Source organism: Halalkalicoccus sp. CG83, from assembly GCF_037081715.1.
In the GTDB taxonomy this organism is placed as follows: Archaea; Halobacteriota; Halobacteria; order Halobacteriales; family Halalkalicoccaceae; genus Halalkalicoccus; species Halalkalicoccus ordinarius.
Window position 1 is genome coordinate 2,049,961 of the sequence record NZ_JAZDDH010000001.1, and the last position, 18,774, is coordinate 2,068,734.

18 protein-coding genes are annotated in these 18,774 nt (G+C 66.4%); 11 read left to right on the plus strand and 7 right to left on the minus strand.

The window, feature by feature from the left end; all coding sequences use genetic code 11:
- Positions 1–26 precede the first annotated feature (26 nt).
- From V0Z78_RS10675 to V0Z78_RS10685, 3 genes are read right to left on the minus strand one after another with little or no spacing between them, the layout of a single operon-like run.
- Entirely contained in the window at positions 27–1,073 is a 1,047-nt protein-coding gene (locus V0Z78_RS10675; RefSeq protein ID WP_336344614.1) for a TatD family hydrolase, read from the minus strand.
- Positions 1,074–1,118: 45 nt separating this feature from the next.
- On the minus strand, positions 1,119–2,324 hold the full coding sequence (locus tag V0Z78_RS10680) for a CaiB/BaiF CoA transferase family protein (protein WP_336344615.1): 1,206 nt from the start codon (positions 2,322–2,324) through the stop codon (positions 1,119–1,121).
- A 2-nt stretch (positions 2,325–2,326) separates the two neighbouring features.
- Positions 2,327–3,109 carry an enoyl-CoA hydratase/isomerase family protein gene (locus tag V0Z78_RS10685; RefSeq protein WP_336344616.1) on the minus strand — a complete coding sequence of 261 codons (783 nt, stop codon included), beginning with the start codon at positions 3,107–3,109 and terminating at the stop codon, positions 2,327–2,329.
- A gap of 100 nt (positions 3,110–3,209) precedes the next feature.
- Here V0Z78_RS10685 and V0Z78_RS10690 point away from each other — a divergent pair, with 100 nt between their 5' ends.
- A complete protein-coding gene (locus V0Z78_RS10690) occupies positions 3,210–4,265 on the plus strand; it encodes an isocitrate/isopropylmalate dehydrogenase family protein (RefSeq protein ID WP_336344617.1) in 1,056 nt (351 codons plus the stop codon).
- A gap of 10 nt (positions 4,266–4,275) precedes the next feature.
- Here V0Z78_RS10690 and V0Z78_RS10695 read toward each other — a convergent pair whose 3' ends face one another.
- Complete coding sequence (locus V0Z78_RS10695; protein WP_336344618.1) at positions 4,276–4,710, minus strand: universal stress protein; 435 nt, start codon at positions 4,708–4,710, stop codon at positions 4,276–4,278.
- Positions 4,711–4,785: 75 nt separating this feature from the next.
- Between V0Z78_RS10695 and V0Z78_RS10700 the strand changes: the two genes are divergently transcribed.
- The 7 genes from V0Z78_RS10700 (at position 4,786) to V0Z78_RS10730 (ending at position 13,374) form a co-directional block, all read left to right on the plus strand.
- Entirely contained in the window at positions 4,786–5,925 is a 1,140-nt protein-coding gene (locus V0Z78_RS10700; protein WP_336344619.1) for a mandelate racemase/muconate lactonizing enzyme family protein, read from the plus strand.
- A gap of 223 nt (positions 5,926–6,148) precedes the next feature.
- A complete protein-coding gene (locus tag V0Z78_RS10705; protein WP_336344620.1) occupies positions 6,149–7,258 on the plus strand; it encodes a Bug family tripartite tricarboxylate transporter substrate binding protein in 1,110 nt (369 codons plus the stop codon).
- 38 nt (positions 7,259–7,296) lie between these two features.
- Positions 7,297–7,923 (plus strand): hypothetical protein, encoded by a 627-nt coding sequence (locus V0Z78_RS10710; protein ID WP_336344621.1) that lies wholly within the window; start codon positions 7,297–7,299, stop codon positions 7,921–7,923.
- On the plus strand, positions 7,924–9,423 hold the full coding sequence (locus tag V0Z78_RS10715) for a tripartite tricarboxylate transporter permease (RefSeq protein WP_336344622.1): 1,500 nt from the start codon (positions 7,924–7,926) through the stop codon (positions 9,421–9,423).
- Positions 9,424–9,554: 131 nt separating this feature from the next.
- Positions 9,555–9,962 (plus strand): cupin domain-containing protein, encoded by a 408-nt coding sequence (locus V0Z78_RS10720; RefSeq protein ID WP_336344623.1) that lies wholly within the window; start codon positions 9,555–9,557, stop codon positions 9,960–9,962.
- A gap of 50 nt (positions 9,963–10,012) precedes the next feature.
- Positions 10,013–13,009 carry an FAD-binding and (Fe-S)-binding domain-containing protein gene (locus tag V0Z78_RS10725; protein WP_336344624.1) on the plus strand — a complete coding sequence of 999 codons (2,997 nt, stop codon included), beginning with the start codon at positions 10,013–10,015 and terminating at the stop codon, positions 13,007–13,009.
- Entirely contained in the window at positions 13,009–13,374 is a 366-nt protein-coding gene (locus V0Z78_RS10730) for a tautomerase family protein (protein WP_336344625.1), read from the plus strand. Before V0Z78_RS10725 ends, V0Z78_RS10730 begins: the two co-directional genes overlap by 1 nt.
- A gap of 184 nt (positions 13,375–13,558) precedes the next feature.
- On the opposite strand, the gene V0Z78_RS10735 is transcribed toward V0Z78_RS10730, so the two are convergent.
- From V0Z78_RS10735 to V0Z78_RS10745, 3 genes are all read right to left on the minus strand, one after another.
- Positions 13,559–14,452, minus strand: a complete 894-nt coding sequence (locus tag V0Z78_RS10735) for a hypothetical protein (RefSeq protein ID WP_336344626.1) — start codon at positions 14,450–14,452, stop codon at positions 13,559–13,561.
- Between the two features lie 58 nt (positions 14,453–14,510).
- A complete protein-coding gene (locus tag V0Z78_RS10740) occupies positions 14,511–15,341 on the minus strand; it encodes an MBL fold metallo-hydrolase (RefSeq protein ID WP_336344627.1) in 831 nt (276 codons plus the stop codon).
- A 139-nt stretch (positions 15,342–15,480) separates the two neighbouring features.
- Complete coding sequence (locus V0Z78_RS10745; protein ID WP_336344628.1) at positions 15,481–15,882, minus strand: YlbF family regulator; 402 nt, start codon at positions 15,880–15,882, stop codon at positions 15,481–15,483.
- A 309-nt stretch (positions 15,883–16,191) separates the two neighbouring features.
- Between V0Z78_RS10745 and dph2 the strand changes: the two genes are divergently transcribed.
- The 3 genes from dph2 (at position 16,192) to V0Z78_RS10760 (ending at position 18,701) form a co-directional block, all read left to right on the plus strand.
- Positions 16,192–17,247 (plus strand): diphthamide biosynthesis enzyme Dph2, encoded by a 1,056-nt coding sequence (gene dph2, locus V0Z78_RS10750; RefSeq protein ID WP_336344629.1) that lies wholly within the window; start codon positions 16,192–16,194, stop codon positions 17,245–17,247.
- Between the two features lie 326 nt (positions 17,248–17,573).
- Complete coding sequence (locus tag V0Z78_RS10755) at positions 17,574–17,873, plus strand: HalOD1 output domain-containing protein (RefSeq protein WP_336344630.1); 300 nt, start codon at positions 17,574–17,576, stop codon at positions 17,871–17,873.
- A gap of 120 nt (positions 17,874–17,993) precedes the next feature.
- Positions 17,994–18,701 carry an SDR family NAD(P)-dependent oxidoreductase gene (locus V0Z78_RS10760; protein ID WP_336344631.1) on the plus strand — a complete coding sequence of 236 codons (708 nt, stop codon included), beginning with the start codon at positions 17,994–17,996 and terminating at the stop codon, positions 18,699–18,701.
- The last annotated feature ends 73 nt before the right edge of the window (positions 18,702–18,774 follow it).

Here is an 18,774-nt window from a genome sequence, read left to right on the forward strand (position 1 = left end):
TCGGCCGCCGTACCTCGGCTCCCGTCTTACGGGAGTCCCAGCACCCGCTTCGGGTTCTCGTAGACGACGTTCCTGACGTCCTCGGGCTCGACGCCCAGTCGGAGGAGATCGAGCGTCATCCGCCGCATCGTGAGCGCCGCGTCGTCGGCGTAGAGGCCGGCCAGCAGGTCCGAATCGACCATGACCCGCTCGGAGCCGTACTCCTCGATCACCCCCGCAACGTCCTCGGGGCCGACCGCCTCCGTCTGGCGGACCAGCGAGAAGCTCAGATAGCAGCCGGTCTCCTCGAGGACGTAGCCGGCGATGTCGGGGTGGCCGTGGTCGATCACCAGCCGATCGTGCGCCAGCCCCACCTCGTCGGCGACCTCGACGTCGATCCGTGCAGCCTCCCGTTTCGCGTTCGCCACGTCGAACCCCGGGTCGGGGTCGGTCTTGGGGGCCCCTTCGTAGGCGAACTTGTGATCGAACGTACGACCGAACTGCGCCGGGACGGATCCCTCGGGCGGCGACTCGTCTCGATCGCCGGGCGTGTGTAGGATCACCGGCAGTCCCTGCTCGTCTGCGATCCGCATCTGCTCGGCGAGCACGGCCCGCTGTTCGTCGATCGGCCACGACGAGACCGACTGGACCGGGTCGACCCCCGTCTCCCCGACGGCGACGACCTCCTCGAGCGCGCAGTACTCGGGGAGGACCTCGAGCAGCTCGTCGACGCCCTCGATCCGGGCGCCGAAGTGGATCGCGGTCGCGAGGTAGACGTCGAAGAAGTGGTTTCGCGAGATCTCGCCGGCACGGCGCAGCGCCTCGTCCCACAGGAATCGCCAGTCGTCCGGTTCGATCGGCCGGTACGGTATCTGGAAGTACGACGACGCGATCATCACCACCGCACGCGCGCCGCTCACGTCCATCTTCTCGTGATGCTCCCAGCTCAGCGTCCCGGTGTGCTGGTGAACGTCGATCCAGGGGATCTCCGCCGCCTCCGGCGGGTAGGGCCGCTCGTAGCCGGCGGCCTCGTCGTCGATGGCGGCCGTCGGACGTTTCGTCGGGTAGTCACGCTCCCGCTTTCGCTCGTTCATGGGAACGGGAGACGGACGGGGGCGATATAACGGTTTGCGGTCGGGTCAGTCGCCGAACGCGCCACCCTCGGTCCACTCCTCGAGGGTGGTCTGGTCGTCCGCGACGTCGGCGAAGACCTCCTCGGTGTGCTCGCCGAGACGCGGCGCGGGCGATCGGACCGTCGCGTCGTACTCCGGAAAGCGGATCGGATGGCCCGGGAGCAGACACGACCCCCAGTCGGGGTCCTCGTGCTCGACGACCAGGTCCCGGGCGCGGCTCTGTTCGTGGTCCGCGACGTCGGCGACGTCGTTGATCGGGCCGTTGGGGAAGCCGGCCTCGGTGAGGACCTCGAGCCAGTGGTCGGTCGGTCGTTTCGCGAACTCCTCCTGGATCGCGCCGATGACCCGCTCCTGGTTCTCCTGGCGGTCGTCGTTGGTTCGGTACTCGCGGATCTCCTCGCGGCCGATCAGGTCGACGAACGCGTCCCAGCGATCGTCGCTCGGGACGCCCGTGACGACGTAGCCGTCCGCCGTCTCGAACACCTGGTAGGGGACGAGCGTCTGGTGGGTCGTCCCCTGGGGACCCGGCACCTCGCCGTCCATCGAGTAGTTCGTCAGGTACTCGTTCATCAGAACGACGATCGAGTCGAACAGTCCGACGTCGAACTTGCCGGTGAACTCCTCCGCTTCCGTGCGATCGCGCTCGTAGAGACGCGCGAGGATACCCATGGCCGTGAACATACCTGTGGTAAGGTCGCCGATCGCCTGGCCGACCTTCACCGGTTCGCCCCCTTCGGGCCCGGTGACGCTCATGATCCCGCCCTCGGCCTGCAGGATGAGGTCGAGGCCGGGCTTCTCCTTCAGGGGGCCGGTCTCGCCGTAGCCCTTGATGCTCGCGTAGACGATTCCCGGGTTCTCCTCGCGGAGGTCGTCGTAGCCGATTCCTAACCTACTGGTGACGCCGTAGCCGAAGTTCTCGACGAAGACGTCCGCCTCCGCGAGCAGCGAGCGCGCCGCCTCGACGCCCGCCTCGCTCTTCAGGTCGAGCGTCACCGACTTCTTGTTCCGGTTGTTCGCCATGAAGTAGCCCGACTTCCCGTCGGGACCGACGCCCTGCGAGCGGGCGGGGTCGCCCGCGCCGGGACGCTCGATCTTCACGACCTCCGCGCCCATGTCCGCGAGCAGGGCTCCACAGAAGGGGCCCGCGCGGTGGGCAGTCATCTCGACGACCGAGACGCCGGCGAGCGGTCCGTCGTTGTCCGTTTCGCTCACGCTCACTCGCCCTCGTTGAACTCGTCGACCAGTCGCTGGCGCTCGTCGCTCGCGAACTGCTCCCACCAGAGGTCGGCCTCGAACTCCCGGGCGCTCTCGACGTCGGAGGTCTCGGCGGCGTAGTTGAGCGCCCGCTTCGAGTTCTTCACCGCCTGCCGGCCGGTGTCCTGGATGCCGTCGACGATCTCTTGCACTACCGAATCGAGCTCCTCGCGCGGGACGGCGTGATTGACCAGGCCGATGCGTTCGGCCTCCGCCGCGTCGACGAACCCCGCGGTGAGCACGAGCTCCTTCGCCTTCGCCTCGCCGACGAGCTCGATCGCCCGGTGGTTCGACCCGCCCGTCGGGATCTGGCCGATGTTCGCGGTCGGGACGCCGAACTTCGCGTCCTCGACGGCGACGCGCATGTCACAGAACATCGCGAGGATCAGCCCGCCGCCGACGCAGTAGCCGTTGATCTTCGCGATGACGGGGGCGTGACACTCGAGGGGTTTGCGGTACATCTCGTAGAACAGCTCCTGGCGGTCCTCCTGGTGGGCGTGCTCCTCGGGGGGGCCCGCGTACTCCGAGATGTCCGCCCCCGCGGAGAAGGCGTCCTCACCCTCGCCGGTGAGAACGACGGCGTCGACGTCGCGATCCAGCTGGATCTCGTCGAAGGCGCGGCTGACGTCGAGCATGACGTCGTCGTTCAGCGCGTTGTACACGTCGGGTCGGTGGAACTCGAGCGTCGCGACGCCCTCGTTCACGTCGACGCTGATGCTCTCGTAGGCCGAGTAGCGTGCCATGTGGCCTCACGCCAGGGGGACGGTAAAAAGATTCCCATCCACCGCACCCGAGCGCTCGCCAGTCGATGGATTTTAGCCGCTCTCCCGCGCTTGGGCCAGTATGTCATACGAGATCGCGACGATCCCCGGCGACGGAATCGGCCCCGAGGTCGTCGAGGCGACCCTCCCCCTGTTCGAACGCGTCGCTGAGGCCCAGAACATCGACGTCGAGTTCACCCGCTACGGCTGGGGAAGCGAACGCTACCTCGAGGAAGGGGCGATGATGCCCGACGACGGCCTCGAGCGCATCGAGGACAGCGACGCCATCCTGCTCGGGGCGGTCGGCCACCCGGACGTGCCGGATCACGTCACGCTCCACGGGCTGCTCCTTCCCATCCGAAAGCAGTTCAACCAGCAGGTCTGCAAGCGGCCGTCGATCCTCTTCGAGGGCGTCGAGAGCCCGCTGCGGGGCTACGAGGGCGGCGACGTCGAGTTCGTCGTCTACCGCGAGAACACCGAGGGCGAGTACGCCGACGTCGGCGGGCGCGAGCACGTCGGCTTCGACCACGAGGTGGCGGTCCAGAGCGCGGTGTTCACCCGCCAGGGGACAGAGGCGATCCTCCGGGCGGCGTTCGAGGCCGCCCAGGAGCGCGAGGGCCATCTCACGAGCATCACGAAGTCGAATGCTCAGGCCTACAGCATGGTGTTCTGGGACGACGTCGTCGAGGAGGTCCGCGAGGACTACCCCGACGTCGAGGTCGAGAGCCTGCTGGTCGACGCCGCCTCGATGGACCTCATCCGCCGCCCCGAGGAGTTCGACGTGATCGTCGCCTCGAACCTCTTCGGGGACGTCCTCACCGACATCGGCGCCATCGTGACCGGGAGCATGGGGCTCGCGCCGTCGGGCAACATCAACCGTTCCGGCACCTACCCCTCGATGTTCGAACCCGTCCACGGGAGCGCGCCGGACATCACGGGGCAGGGCGTGGCCAACCCGACGGCGACGGTGCTCTCGGGAGCGATGCTGTTCGAGGAACTCGGCGAGAATCAGGCCTCCGAGGCGCTCTGGAACGCCGTTCGAGACGTCCTCGCCGACGAGTCGGCACCGACCCCACCGGACCTCGGCGGGTCGGCGTCGACCGAGGAGATGGTCGAGGCGTTCGAGGAACGCGTCTGATCGCGAGGCGCTACTCGGTCTCGACGCGCAACGAGACGACCGGACACTCGGCGGTGAGGAGGACCGACTGGACGACGCTCCCGAACAGTGCCTTCCCGACCGGCGAACGGTTCCGGCCCCCGATGACGACGTAGCTCGCGTCGCGGTCGGCCGCGTACGACACGATCTCCTCGGCGGGATCACCCATGAGGCCGACGGTCTCGGCCTCGACGCCCGCCTCCTCGACGGCCTCGGCGGCGATCTCCTCGGCCATCTCGACCACCCTCTCGATCGGGACGGACTCGCCCGTCTCGGAGACCTGCGTGCGTTCGAGCGAGACGAACTCGTCGCGGGCGAGAACGTGGACGACCTCGACGGCCTCGCCGAACGCCTCCCCCAGACGGGCGGCCTCGCGGACGATGGCGGTTGCTCGCTCGTTCCTGTCGACGGCTGCGACGATCGGCATGCACTGTGTTGACGCCCGACCCCTATAAATCGCCATGTCCGAAGCTACTTGTCACGGGGTGGTATATCACGGTTCATGGAGATCGAATCGGTCGAGGCGATACCGCTACGGCGCGATCTCGACGAGCGGTTCGCGAACGCACAGAAGTGGATCGACAGTCGGGAGTACTGCCTGGTACGCCTGACCGCCGACGACGGCACCGTCGGCTGGGGCGAGTGTTGGGGGCCGATCGCGGGCAACCGCGAACTGATCGAGGAGTACGTCGCGCCGCGGCTCCGGGGGAGGGACCCGCGAGACGTCGAGCGGATCCACGACGACCTCGTCTTCGAACTCCGGTCGTCGTTCCACTCCTACGTCCCCGCGAGCGTCGTCAGCGGGGTCGACATCGCGCTGTGGGACCTCAGAGGGAGGGTGCTCGGCGAGCCGATCTCGCGGCTGCTCGGCGGCCACCGCCGCGACGAGGTCCGGGCGTACGCCACCGGCCACTTCTTCCCGGACGTCGACTCGTTCGACGCGATCCGCGAGTCGGTCGTCGAGGAGGCTCGGGGCCACGTCGACGCCGGCTTCACGGCGCTGAAGAACAAGATCGGTCTCTCGCGGCACTTCCCCTACGGCGTCGAGGAGGACGTCGAACTGGTCCGCGCGATTCGGGAGGCGGTCGGCGACGACGTCCGACTGATGACCGATGCCAACCACGGCTACGGGCGGGCCGAGGCGCTCCGGGTCGCGCGAGAACTCGAGGCGCTCGACGTCCACTTCTTCGAGGAGCCGCTGCCGCCCGAGGACCTCGAGGGATACGCGATGCTCGAACGCCGGGGGCCGGTGGCGATCGCGGGCGGCGAGTCGTGGGCCTTTCGCGAGGAGTTCGACGAGGTGCTCGATCGCGGGGCGGCGAGCTACCTCCAGCCGGACCTCACCAGCGCGGGCGGGATCACCTCGACGAAACGGGTCGTCTCGGCCGCCGACGCGAGGAACCTCCAGGTCCTCCCGCACGTCTTCGGCAGCGCGATCGCGCTCGCGGCCAGCCTTCAGGTGCTCGCGACGATCCCGGGCGATCCGATGTTCGAGTTCGACCGTACGCCGAACCCCCTTCGCGAGGAGCTTCCGAGCGAGCCGATCGAGAACGACGGCATGGTGGTCCCGGTCCCCGACGGTCCGGGGATCGGTATCGAGATCGACCCCGACACCCTCGATCGGTTCCGCGCCGATCGCTGATCGGCCGCGGAGGAGCCGGACCTCGCCGACGACGCCGGGATGACGTAGAAAGATTTATACTGATACTCTATTATCGTGATACTATGACCCTGACGTGCGGTATCGGAGCACAATGAAGCTCCGCGCACGCGGACGTGGATAAGTGATGGCGGGGGCCATCGCTCGTCCGCCGTCGCCGGTCGGAGCGACCGGACGTCAGTCGGGGTCGGAAACGAGAAAACACATGAGTGAACGAGAGAACCAACCACAATCGCACGAACGTTCGAACACCGTACGGCCGGGAAGACGGCGGTTCCTGCAGCTCGCCGGTGCGGGCTCCGTCGCGGCGCTCGCCGGCTGTCTCGCCGGCAACGGCGGCGACGGTGGCGACGGTGGCGACGGCGGCAACGGCAGTGACGGCGAGAGCGACTGGCAACCCGAGCAGGCGATCCAGTACATCGTCCCGTACGACCAGGGTGGCGGCACCGACGTCTACGCCCGGGGCATCCAGGAGGGACTGTCCGACGCGACCGGTCAGAACATCCAGATCGACAACGTCCCCGGCGCGGGCGGGCTGAACGGGTTCGGACAGCTCATGCAGGCCCAGCCCGACGGCCACACGATCCTCGGGAGCGCGACGCCACTGGAGGTCGCACCGCAGCTGCTCGAGGACCCCGGGTTCGACCAGCGCGACGCGTCGGGCGTCTGCATCTTCGGCCAGTCGGTGTGGACGCTCGTCGTCAACGAGCAGTACCAGGACGAGGTCGAGACGTTCGACGACGTCATGGAGAAGTACAACTCCGGCGAGTGGGAGTCGATCGGCGTCCAGGAGCCCGGCAGCTCCCAGGACGTCATCGTCCTCCTCGCGAAGTACCAGTACGAGGAGGAGTGGGGCTGGAACTGGACGGAACGCGTCCAGTATACGGGAACCGGACCCGTCTCGCAGGCGGTCGCCAGCAACGAGGTGCCCGCCGGCATCGGAACCGACGCGGGTACGCAGTCGGTCGTCGACAACGGCTCGATCTACCCGGTCGTCACGTTCGTCAGCGAGGGGTCGGAGGTCTACCCCGACGTGGAGTCGGTAACCGACGCGGGCTACCCGGAGATCGACTTCGTCGGCGGACTGAGCCGGGGCGTGTTCGCGCCGCCGGACACGGATGACAACATTACCCAGGGGCTCTCGGACCTGTTCGCGGAGGCCGTCGAGCACGAGAGCACCCAGAGCTGGACCGAGGAGACCGGCAACCCGGTGTTCCACGAGGGCCCCGACGCAGCGGATCAGCTCCTCGACGACGCCTTCGCGGCTTACGAGGAGAACAACGTTATCGACCTCGTCCAGGAACACTCCGGCTGATCGATCGCGGCCGAACCGACCTCTCGCCCCCCTAAATTATGTCAATAAAAGACAAACGCAATCAGGTGACGGCAGAGCACGTGATGCTCGTCGTTCTCCTCGCTCTCAGCGCGGTGTTTCTGATCGAACCGATCGTATCGGACTACCCGGATGACGCCCGGGTGTTCCCCCAGATGACCGCGTCGGTCGTCTTCGTAGGATCGCTGTTGTTGCTCGTTCGAAACTACCTTCCCGATCCGCTGTATACCTTCGTCGGCGAGAGCATCAACATCACGACCAGCGAAAGCGCCTCGGAACACGAGGAGGAACTCACCGAGCGCGAGAAGGAGATAGAGCGCGAGACGGGGCCGAAACGGACGCTCGGACGGAAGTACGGCTACGAGGTGAACGACACCGTGTTCATGATGGTAGCCGCGACGCTGTACTTCTTCGTGGGCTGGGCGGCCGGTTTCCTGTTCGTCACGCCGTTCTTCGTGTTCGGCTATACGACCTGGTTTCGGGTTCGGCCCCTCATCGGAATCGGACTCGCGGTGGCGTCGACGATCGTCGTCTACCTCTTCATCGAGTTTCTGATCCTGCCGCTGGATCGCGGTGCGATCTTCGACTTCAGCCCGTTCCTCCCGACCGCGTTCGACTCGACCGTCCTCGTCGCCGGGGTGATCTAGATGGCCGTCGACGCCTTCGTCGAGGGGATCGGGATCGCCGTCAGCTGGCCCGTCATCGGATGGATGGTCGTCGGGCTCCTCCTGGGGATCATCCTCGGCGCGTTGCCCGGCATCGGCTCGCCGGTGGGGATGGCGATCGTCCTCCCGCTCACGCTTCCGCTCGATGCGACCTCGGCGATCGTCCTGCTCGCGGCGATCTACAGCGGAGCGATGTTCGGCGGATCGATCGCCGCCATCCTGATCAACGCGCCCGGCACGGAGTCGGCGGCGGCGACCACGCTCGACGGTTACCCGATGGCGAAGAACGGGCTCGCGAAGAACGCCCTCGCGATCGCGACGACCGCGTCGGCGCTCAACGGCTTTCTGGCCGCGATCACGCTCGTACTCATCTCGCCGATCCTGATCGGGGTCGTCCTCGCGTTCGGCTCGCCCGAGTACTTCCTGCTCGCGATCCTCGGCATCTCGCTGATCACGATCGTCACGCAAGGGTCGATCGTCAAGGGGCTCGTCGCGGGCGCGCTCGGGTTCATGATCTCGACGATCGGGACCGGGATCCTGAGCCCGACGCCGCGATTCACGTTCGGGCAGTTCGGCCTCTACGACGGCATCTCGTTCGTCGCCGCACTGATCGGGATGTTCGCGTTCGCGGAGATGATGAAGCTCGCCGCCCAGGACATGATCGCGGAGAGCGACGTCGAGATGACCGGGAGCATCAAGGATGGCGTCATGACCGTGTTCAAGTACCCGAAGACCACGTTCAAGGCCGGCGTGATCGGGATGCTGATCGGGATGATCCCCGGATCGGGGGCGACGACCTCGACGTTCGTCGCCTATGCGGAGGAGGCGCGATCGTCGGCTGAGGACGGGTTCTTCGGCGAGGGCGATCCACGCGGGGTGATCGCTCCGGAGGGGGCGAACAACCCGACGGTGAGCGGCTCGCTCGTCCCCACGCTCTCGTTCGGGATCCCCGGTAGCGGCTCGACCGCCGTCCTGCTCGGCGGCCTGCTCATGCACGGCCTCCAGCCCGGCCCGACGCTGTTCGGCGATCAACTTCAGATCACCTACGCGCTGTTCATCTCGTTGTTCCTCGGTAACATCGTCATCGTCCTCGTCGGCCTCTCGGTCATCCCCTATGCGAGCCGGATCACCGAACTCGACACGGACATCATCATCCCGGTCGTGGTGGTCCTCTCGTTCATCGGCGCGTACACGCTGAACCAGAACTGGTACGACGTCGGCGCCGTCCTCGCGTTGGGGGTGCTCGGCTTCTACATGGTGCGGTACAACTACTCGGTGATCGCGTTCGTCCTCGGGATCGTGCTGGGGCCGATCGCGGAGGAGAACTTCTTCAGATCGCTCCAGATCTCCGGTGGGTCGTACTCGATCTTCTTCGATCCGATCAACCGACCGCTGTCGTTCGTGCTCGCGCTCGCCACGATCCTGATCATCACCGGACCGTTCCTCAAACCCCGCATCGACCGGGCGCTCGGTCGCGCCTGAACCCCGGAGGCCGTTCGCATCGTCGCTCGAATCCGCGTCGCCCCGTTTCGACGACGTCCCGTCCTACGGGCGCTCCTGGCCCGCTCGTCCCGAAGGAGAAGAAATTACTCGTCCCGAACCCATTCCGACCCATGACCGACGGCTGGCGGCACGTCTCGCTGGACGGCGCGGAGACCAACCCGGAGAAGCCCGGCGAGCGCTGGGAGCTCTCATCCGCGCTCGGCGTCGACGCGTTCAACCTCAACGTCGCGATACTCGACCCCGAGGACCGCCTCTCGCAGAACCACTTCCACTACCACGAGAACCAGCAGGAGCTCTTCTACGTCGTCTCGGGGCGCTGTCGCGTCGAAACCCCCGAGAGCGGGTTCGAGATGGGCGTCGACGAAGCGGTGGCCTTCGAGAAGGGCGAGGCGGGCGCACACGTGATCCACAACCCGTTCGACGAACCGTGTAAGCTCGTCGCGATCGGCTGGCCGCCGGAGGGCCGCTACCCCGTCCACCAGCTCGAGGAGACGGTGGACGTCTACGACGGCGAGTGAACGGCGAACGATCCATAGAGTAATGAATCGCCCCGTGTGAACAATAGACGATGGCGACGGATCCGGATACCCCGGCTGCACGTGACGGACGCTCGCCGTACGACTACGCCGGCGGCGAGACGGAGATACCGGCAGGACTCGAGGCGCTGCCGCGGCTCGTGGGCGGTCAGGTGCGCTTCGACGAGTACTCGCGGGAGCTCTACGCGACCGACGCGAGCGCCTACGAGACCACGCCGATCGGCGTCGTGTTCCCCACCTCGACCCGCGACGTCCAGACGGTGATGCGCCACTGTGCGGAGCGGGAGATTCCCGTCCTCCCACGGGGGGGCGGCACCAGCCTCGCGGGCCAGGCGGTCAACGAGGCTGTCGTGCTCGACTTCACCCGCCACATGGACGGCGTCCTGGAGATCGATCCCGAGACCGAGCGTGCCCGAGCGGAGGCCGGCGTCTACCTCGGCGATCTCAACCAGGCGCTTGCCCCTCACGACCTGAAGTTCGCTCCCGACCCCGCGTGGGGCGATAAGAGCGCGCTGGGCGGCGCGATCGGCAACAACTCGACCGGCTCGCACTCGCTGAAGTACGGCAAGACCGACGCCTACGTCGAGGAGTGCGAGGTCGTGCTGGCCGACGGCACGCTCACGACCTTTGGCGAACTCACCCTCGAGGAACTCCGCGAGCGGGCCGATTCCGACGGCGACCTCGAGGCACGGATCCACGCCGAGGTCCTCCGGATCGTCGAGGAGGAGGCCGACGCCGTCGAGGAGGCGTATCCGAACCTCAAGCGCAACGTCTCGGGCTACAACCTCGATATGCTGATCGAGGAGGCAAGCGAGGGCAGCGTCAACCTCGCACGGCTGCTCGCCGGTAGCGAGGGGACGCTCGCGATCGTCACCGAGGCGGAGGTCTCGCTGGAACCCGTTCCGGAGACCAAGGCGATGGCGCTTCTGACCTACGACGACCTCATCGACGCGATGGAGGACGTCGCGCCGATCCTCGAACACGATCCCTCGGCCGTCGAGGTGATGGACGACGTCCTGCTGGACCTGGCTCGCGAGACCGAGGAGTTCGCGGACGTCGTCTCGATGCTGCCCCCCGAGGCCTCCTCCGTGCTGCTCGTGGAGTTCTACGCCGAGGGCGACGCCGAAGGGATGACGAAGGTTGCGGGCCTGCTCGCGGATCGGGTCCCCGACGCCGAAAGCGAGGTCGAGCCGGGCGACGATCCCGTCCGGACCGAGGCCCCGATCAACGCGACCGCCGCGATGGAGGCTCACGACCACGAGGAACGCGCGACGTTCTGGAAGATGCGAAAGAGCGGGCTTCCGATCCTGCTCTCCCGGACGACGGACGAGAAGCACATCTCCTTCATCGAGGACTGTGCGGTCCCGCCTGAACACCTCCCGGAGTACGCCCGCGAGTTTCAGGAGATCCTCGAGGACAACGGCACGTTCGCGAGCATCTACGCCCACGCCGGCCCCGGGGTACTGCACGTCCGCCCGCTGATCAACACAAAGGAGATCGAGGGCGTCGACGCGATGGTCGACGTCGCCGACCGGGTGACCGACGTCGTCGCACGGCTTGGCGGCTCGGTCTCGGGCGAGCACGGCGACGGCCGCGCACGCACCCAGTGGAACAAGAAGCTCTACGGCGAGCACCTCTGGGAGGTCTTTCGCGACCTCAAGACTGCGTTCGATCCCGACTGGCTCCTGAATCCGGGCTCGGTCTGTGGCGACTTCGACATGAGCGAGAACCTCCGTCACGGTCCCGACTACGAGTTCGAGATGGGGTTCGAGCCGACGTTGAACTGGGAGAACGAGAACGGCTTTCAGGGCATGGCCGAACTTTGCCATGGGTGTGGCGGCTGTCGCGGCCCCCAGGAGACCACCGGCGGCGTGATGTGCCCGACGTTCCGCGCGAGCGAGGAGGAGATCACGAGTACGAGGGGACGCGCGAACTCGCTCAGACAGGCGATGAGCGGCGACCTCCCCGACGGCGAGGAGCTCTCGGAGGAATTCCTCTCGGAGGTGATGGACCTCTGTATCGGCTGTAAGGGCTGTGCGAAGGACTGTCCCAGCGAGGTGGACATGGCGAAGCTGAAGGTCGAACTCACCCACGAACACCACCAGCGGGAGGGGGCGAACCTCCGCTCGCGCGTGTTCGCGAACGTCGATACGCTCTCGAAGCTCGGCAGCGCGACGGCGCCGGTCTCGAACTGGCTTCCGGAGCTGCCTGGCGCCCGTCTAGCGATGGAGAAGACGCTGGGGATCGCCCGCGAGCGGACGCTGCCCGCGTTTCACCGCGAGACGCTGGTCGACTGGTTCGAGGATCGGGGCCCGCAGGTGAGCGAGGCCGATGCCGAGCGAAAGGTCCTGCTCTTTCCGGACACCTATACCAACTACAACCACCCCGACGTCGGGCGAGCGGCGGTGCGGGTGCTCGAGGCGGCGGGCGTCCACGTCCAGCTGGCGGAGGGCGTCGTCGACAGCGGCCGTCCGCCGTTCTCGAAGGGCTTTCTCGACGTCGCCCGCGAGCGCGCCGAGGAGAACGTCGCGGCGCTCGCCCCTCGGATCGAGGCGGGCTGGGACGTCGTGGTGGCCGAGCCCTCCGACGCGGTGATGTTCCAGCTCGACTACCTCGATCTCCTGTCCGGAGACGCCGTGCAGTCGGTCGCGATGAACACCTTCGGGGTCATGGAGTACCTGAACGCCTTCGGACTTGACGTACCCGAGGGGAGGGGATTGCTCACCTACCACGGCCACTGCCACCAGAAGGCCACGAAGAAGGACCTCCACGCCGCCGCGGTGCTCGAACGCGCCGGCTACGAGGTGGACGCGCTCGACTCGGGCTGCTGCGGGATGGCCGGTTCGTTCGGCTACGAGGCCGATCACTACGCGATGAGCCGGGCGATCGGCTCGATCCTCGTCGACCAGGTCGAGGAGAGCCCCGCGGACAGGGTGGTCGCGCCGGGGGCGTCCTGTCGCAGCCAGCTCGACGACCTCGCGGGTGAGGAGCCGCCCCACCCGATCGAGGTGCTCGCGGAGGGGCTCTGATGCCGTTTCTCCAGTTCGACTGTAGCGCGGTCATGACCGAGGGGGAGAAGCAGGCGTTCGTTCGGCAGGTGACCGACCAGTACGCCGAGCACATGGACGCCGAAACGAACCACGTCGCGGTCGCGATCCGCGAGCGCTCGACCGCCGAACTCGCCATCGGACGCACCGGTTTCGACGAGCCCTGTCTCGTGCTCGACGCCGACGTCCGACGGGGCCGCGAGTTCGAGCAGAAACGCTCGTTCGCGCTCGCGGTCATGGGACTCGCCGCCGACACGTGGGGGCTCCGCGATCCGAACATGAAGGTAGTCTTCACCGAACACGCAGGCGAGGAGCTGATGGGCGTCGACCGCGTCGGATCGGAGTGACCGGCGGACGAAAGTGATTGAACTGTCGAACGGTAGCTCTCGTTTGTGGCTTCTCGATAGAACCGTATTGACGATCTGATTCGACGTACGTTTTCATCTGTGTCGATAAATAGCCGCTCGTCTATCTGCGTCCGTTCGGTCCGTCGTCTCGAGATGGGACGGATTCAACGACTTCCGTCCGTTACTAGATCGCGAGGTCGGTGTCGATCGCCGCACCGTTGAACAGCGCCTTCACCCGCTGGACCGCCTCGCAGTCGGCCTCCGGCGCGTTCTCCATCAGGACCGTCTCGCTGGGGAAGAGCCGTTCGCCGACGATCAGTCCGTGATCACGGGCCGTCCCGCCGGTGACGGTGAGGTAGATGCCGACGCCGGTCTCGGCGATGGCCGCCTCCTCCTCGGCCACGTCGGGACCGGGATACCGGAACTCGATGCCGTCGGCGATCTCGGTCCCGAGCACCGCCTCGACGAGCCGTTCGTACCGCGGCGAGATGCACAGTGGGCCCTCGTAGTCCCGGAGGAACTCCCGGGAGAACGCCTCCGCGAGGTCGGGACGGCCCATGAGCGTGTGGTGGACGGTGTCGCCGAGGCCGGTAACGACCCTGACGTCCGTGTCGTGGGGATCGATCCGCTCGTTGAGGTCGTCGATCGAGGACAGCGGCTCCGGGCGGAGCGAGACGACCTCCTCGAGGACGAGGTCGGCGCTGTCGAACCCCACCGCGAACTCGTGTTTGCGCAGCGCGCGGAACGGCTCCTCCCGCCCGACGAGTTCGAGTTCGAGACCCTCGTGTTCGAGGGTGAGGCTGTCGAAGACGATCCGTCGGGGTTTGCCCGTACGGTCGTCGCGGACCAGCGTGTACTCCGGTCGGGTCGGGTCCGAGAGATCGCTGTACTCGGCGAGGCGATCGTAGACGGTCGTCTCCTCCTCCGCCCGTCCCTTCGTGATCGCCTTCTCGTATCGGAGCGTCGAACAGATCTCGTCGGCCACCTCGGCCGTGCCGGTCAGGGTCGCGAGCCGGTCCAGCACCGCCTCCAGCGGTCGACCCTTTCGCGGAACGGCCACCGGGATCGTCGCTGTCATCACCGTATCGAGGAGTGGGTCGCCTAAACGGGTTGTGTTTGCGCCCTGTGACGCCTCCCTACAGGTCCACGCGACCGCCGATCTCCGTGATCTCCAGCCGTCGGGGGTACTCGAAACTCGCGGCGTGTCGGTGGAGCACCGTCGGGTCCGCCGTGAGCCCGCGCCACATGTCCCAGTGACTGGGCAGGAGTCGATCGAGCCGGAGGTGGTTCGTCGCCTCGATGATCTGGTTCTCGTCGTTGTACCACTTCGTTCGCGTGGGTTCGCCCGTCTCGGAGTCGGGTATCATGCCGACGGTGCCGAACGCGAGCACCCCGAGGTCGATGTCGTAGTCCTCTCCGACCGACTCGAACTCGCCGGGGCGGGCGTCGCCGCCGTGGAAGAACGTACCCGCCTCGTGTTCGATCACGTAGCTTACGGGTTGGGTCGCGTCGGGGTCGTTCGCGGGCTCGACGTTCACCGTGAAGGAGCCGATCTCGTGGACTTCGTCCTCGTCGATAGCGACGAACTGGTCGTCAGCGACGTTCCAGGCCTCGCCCCATGCCTCCTCCTCGCGAGCGACCGCGAGGCTGTCCTCGGGGGCGTACATGGTCGCGCCGGTGTTCTCGAGGATCGGCGCCTGGCTCGGCCCGTGGACGTGATCGGTGTGTTCGTGGGTGGCGAGCAGCGCCGTCGCCTCGTTCACGTCCTCGGGATCGAACGGGATCGGAACCATCCGGACGGTCCGCGGCGGATCGCCGGTCCCGAGGTACGGGTCGATGAACAGCGTCGTCCCGTCGCTCGCCTTGAGGACGAACCCGTTGCAGCCGAGATACCAGATCGAGACGCCCTCGGGAGCGGTCCTCTCGATCTCGCGTACGAGCCAGTCGCCCCAGTCGCTGTGTGTCACGTTCCCCGATGCACCCACCGCCGGCGTAAGTGTTGCGCTGTCGGAGACGCGTCGGAGCGAGCTTCCAGACGCTCGATCGTCCGCTCTCGTTCCCCGGACTCACGTGACCACGACGAAACGGACGGGTACGGTGCGGCGCTCAGTCCTGACAGCAGCCGCCGGCCTGCTCGCCGAAGTCCATCGAGAGCGGCTCGGAGATCGCCTCGTTGATCGCCTCCAGCCGAGCGTCGAGTTCGGCCTGGGCCTCGAGGTAGTCGGCCATCGAGGGGATCTCGTGGAGCTCCTGCTGGGCCTGCTGGAGCTCTCTGAGGTCCTCCTGGGTGGCCTCGCCCGTCTGGCGCGCGAGCATGAACTCCTGGCGGAGCTCCTCGAACTCGTCGATCCTCCGCTGGGCCTCCGGGTCGTTCTCCACGCGGGTCCTCGAGTCCTCGTAGGCCTCGTACTCCGGCAGATCGGTGATTGCCTCGCCGAGATCGCGGGCGAGATCGGTGACGGCGGGGGCCTCGGCGTTCTCGACGGCGTCGGTGGATTCGATACTCATCGCCGGTCGTTAGGGGTGTGGCCGTTTAGGTGTGCCGGAAGCGGTGGATTCGGGATCGCAGAGGCCCTCGTCCACGGTTCGACGGGCGTCGGGACGCAGGACGCGGGCCAGCGGTCTCGCCAGTGGGGATCGTTCCCGACCGACGCCCCGTGCTCGCACGAAACGGTCGAGGCGTTGCGCTACGAGTGGGCCGGACGCGGGATCGCTCGCCATCGGATGGAGATGCCGAGGCCATCGACGCGCCATCCGGCATCGAGCGGGTCCGGCTGAAACGCCGTCGTTAAACGCCCTCGGCGAGTACGTCCGGTAATGAGCCAGGAATCGACGTCGAACTACTCCGAGGGCGATCTCAGGAACACGGGGATGGCCCTGAAACACGACCGTGAGTGGGACTACGAACTCGAACGAATCGTCGAGGCCGTCGACGAGCGCGACGCAGAGAAGGTTGGACTGCAGTTTCCCGAGGGGCTGAAACGGCGCGGGCCGAAGGTCGCCGACGACCTCCGGGAGCTGTTACCCGAGAACGTGACGGTGATGATCTCGGGTCAGCCCTGCTACGGCGCCTGCGACCTCGATACGTTCCTGATGAAGCGAACGGACGTGTTCGTCCACTTCGGCCACTCGCCGATGAAGGAGTCCGAGAAGATCATCTACGTTCCGTTGTTCTCGAACGTCGAGGTCGCGCCGATCATCGAGGAGTCGCTCGCGGAGCTCTCGGATCCCGAAGAGAACCCCGCGGTCGGTCTGGTCACCACCGCCCAGCACATGAACCGTTTCGAGGAGATGCGCGCACTTCTCGAGGAGCGGGGCTACGAGGTCCACACCCGTCGTGGCGACGACCGACTCACCCACGAGGGTCAGGTGCTCGGCTGCAACTACGCCTCGGCTGACATCGACGCCGATCAGGTGCTCTACGTCGGCGGCGGGAAGTTCCACCCCCTCGGCCTGGCGATGGAGCACCCCGAGAAGAACGTCGTGATCGCCGACCCCGTCAACAACGTCGTCACGGTCGCGGACACCGAGCAGTTCATGAGACAGCGCTACGCCTCGGTCCACAAGGCGATGGACGCCGAGAAGTGGGGCGTCATCTTCTGTACGAAGATCGGGCAGGGTCGCTGGGAGACGGCCGAGAGGATCGTCGAGGAGAACGAGAACGCCTACCTGATCACGATGGACGAGGTGACGCCCGACAGGCTGCGGAACTTCGACATGGACGCGTTCGTCAACACGGGCTGTCCGCGGATCACCACCGACGACGGCCCGCGTTTTCACAAACCCATGCTGACGCCCGGCGAGTACGAGATCGCGGTCGGTAACGAGCCCCTCGACTCGCTCTCGTTCGATACGTTCCACGGAACCTGGTAAACCTACGTTCTTACGGTTCGGGTACGCGGAGCGTACCACTCACCGCAAAGACCCGGAGCGAAAAGTTCGGTACGGATTCACTGCGTTAGCCCGCCACTCGTCCATCGGCATCGCGTCTCGCTCTCGCCGATCGTCACCGGAACGATCCGGCGTGACGTCGACGAGTGCACTGGACACCACGGACCGATACGAGCACGGACTGAGCGCAATCGATATCCGTTTTGTAGCGATCATAGATAGGGAGTCACGGGATGTCCGTCATTGTTCGTATCACATATGTGTCTATTATCCTAACAACTATAACGATGTTTTATCTACTCCACTTCATGAACTCACCGAGGAACACGATCGATGACTCAGGAACCGGATGTCTCATCGAATACACGATGAACTCGAGCCAGCCCGCTACCGAGGCCGTGGTGGATGCCGTGGCCACGGTTTCTGACACCAGCGCAGAGGAACTGTCCCCTCTCTACGAAGCGGTTGAAACGGATGCCCTCGACCAGTTAGTCGCTCCACGGATACACGAAACCTCGCGTACCGATGTGACAGTGGAATTCACCTACAACGAGAAGCTCGTATCCGTGAACGGGCAGACCATCAAAGTCTACCCGTTAGAGGCGTAGGACGTACCGCTACGTATCGCTGAAGGAATCGTCTCTGCTTCGGATCTCCGGGAGTTCCGTCGTTTCGTCGGTCGACGCACGAGCGTCTATGGACGTCCGGTTCGTACCCAACGGAACCCAATGTCACGAACCGCCGTCGTCGCCGGTGTCGGTCCAAATCTGGGCGCCACGCTCGCACGAAAGCTCGCGGACGAGGGGTGTGCCGTCGGGCTGTTCGCGCGTTCCGAATCCCACATCGAAGAGCTCGAATCGGAGCTACGCACCGGGGGTGCCGACGCGCTCGCGGTACCGACCGACATCACCGACCCCGAGGCGGTCGAACGCGGCTTCGAACGCGTTCGCGAGGCGTTCGGGCCGGTGGACGTTCTGATCAACCACGCCGGCGGCGGCAGCTGGCAGGGGATCCGATCGATCTCGGCGAAGTCGTTCGAGGACGCGTGGCGCATCGGCGCCCTCGGCGGACTGCTCTGTTCGAAGGAGGCGATCGAGGACATGCTCGCCGCCGACGGCGGAACGATCGTGTTCACCGGAGCCACGTCGTCGATCCGCGGTCGCGAGGGAGCGCTCGGCTTCAGCAGCGCGAAGTTCGCCGTTCGAGGGATGGCCGAGTCGATGGCCCGCGAGCTCGGTCCCGAGGGGATCCACGTCGCACACGTCGTGATCGACGGACACGTCCAGCGTCGATCGCCGCCGGACGCCCCGGATCGCGGGGACGTGGAGACGTTACACCCGGAGGCGATCGCGGACAGCTACTGGCACCTCGTCGAGCAGGACAGGAGCGCCTGGACGTTCGAACTCGATCTCCGACCGCACACCGAGGAGTTCTAAGTCGCCACGGCGGTGGGATCGGGGACGACTCGCCGTCCGATCGACGAACTCCGCCGAGTCGACGAACCAACCG

Coding starts and splice junctions, on each gene's coding strand:
- V0Z78_RS10715 (WP_336344622.1), top strand. CDS start 7,924: ATGGCCGTCGACGCCTTCGTCGAGGGGATCGGGATCGCCGTCAGCTGG.
- V0Z78_RS10685 (WP_336344616.1), bottom strand. CDS start 3,109: ATGGCACGCTACTCGGCCTACGAGAGCATCAGCGTCGACGTGAACGAG.
- V0Z78_RS10720 (WP_336344623.1), top strand. CDS start 9,555: ATGACCGACGGCTGGCGGCACGTCTCGCTGGACGGCGCGGAGACCAAC.
- V0Z78_RS10675 (WP_336344614.1), bottom strand. CDS start 1,073: ATGAACGAGCGAAAGCGGGAGCGTGACTACCCGACGAAACGTCCGACG.
- V0Z78_RS10755 (WP_336344630.1), top strand. CDS start 17,574: ATGAACTCACCGAGGAACACGATCGATGACTCAGGAACCGGATGTCTC.
- V0Z78_RS10730 (WP_336344625.1), top strand. CDS start 13,009: ATGCCGTTTCTCCAGTTCGACTGTAGCGCGGTCATGACCGAGGGGGAG.
- V0Z78_RS10735 (WP_336344626.1), bottom strand. CDS start 14,452: ATGACAGCGACGATCCCGGTGGCCGTTCCGCGAAAGGGTCGACCGCTG.
- V0Z78_RS10745 (WP_336344628.1), bottom strand. CDS start 15,882: ATGAGTATCGAATCCACCGACGCCGTCGAGAACGCCGAGGCCCCCGCC.
- V0Z78_RS10695 (WP_336344618.1), bottom strand. CDS start 4,710: ATGCCGATCGTCGCAGCCGTCGACAGGAACGAGCGAGCAACCGCCATC.
- V0Z78_RS10760 (WP_336344631.1), top strand. CDS start 17,994: ATGTCACGAACCGCCGTCGTCGCCGGTGTCGGTCCAAATCTGGGCGCC.
- V0Z78_RS10700 (WP_336344619.1), top strand. CDS start 4,786: ATGGAGATCGAATCGGTCGAGGCGATACCGCTACGGCGCGATCTCGAC.
- V0Z78_RS10725 (WP_336344624.1), top strand. CDS start 10,013: ATGGCGACGGATCCGGATACCCCGGCTGCACGTGACGGACGCTCGCCG.
- V0Z78_RS10690 (WP_336344617.1), top strand. CDS start 3,210: ATGTCATACGAGATCGCGACGATCCCCGGCGACGGAATCGGCCCCGAG.
- V0Z78_RS10705 (WP_336344620.1), top strand. CDS start 6,149: ATGAGTGAACGAGAGAACCAACCACAATCGCACGAACGTTCGAACACC.
- dph2 (WP_336344629.1), top strand. CDS start 16,192: ATGAGCCAGGAATCGACGTCGAACTACTCCGAGGGCGATCTCAGGAAC.
- V0Z78_RS10710 (WP_336344621.1), top strand. CDS start 7,297: ATGTCAATAAAAGACAAACGCAATCAGGTGACGGCAGAGCACGTGATG.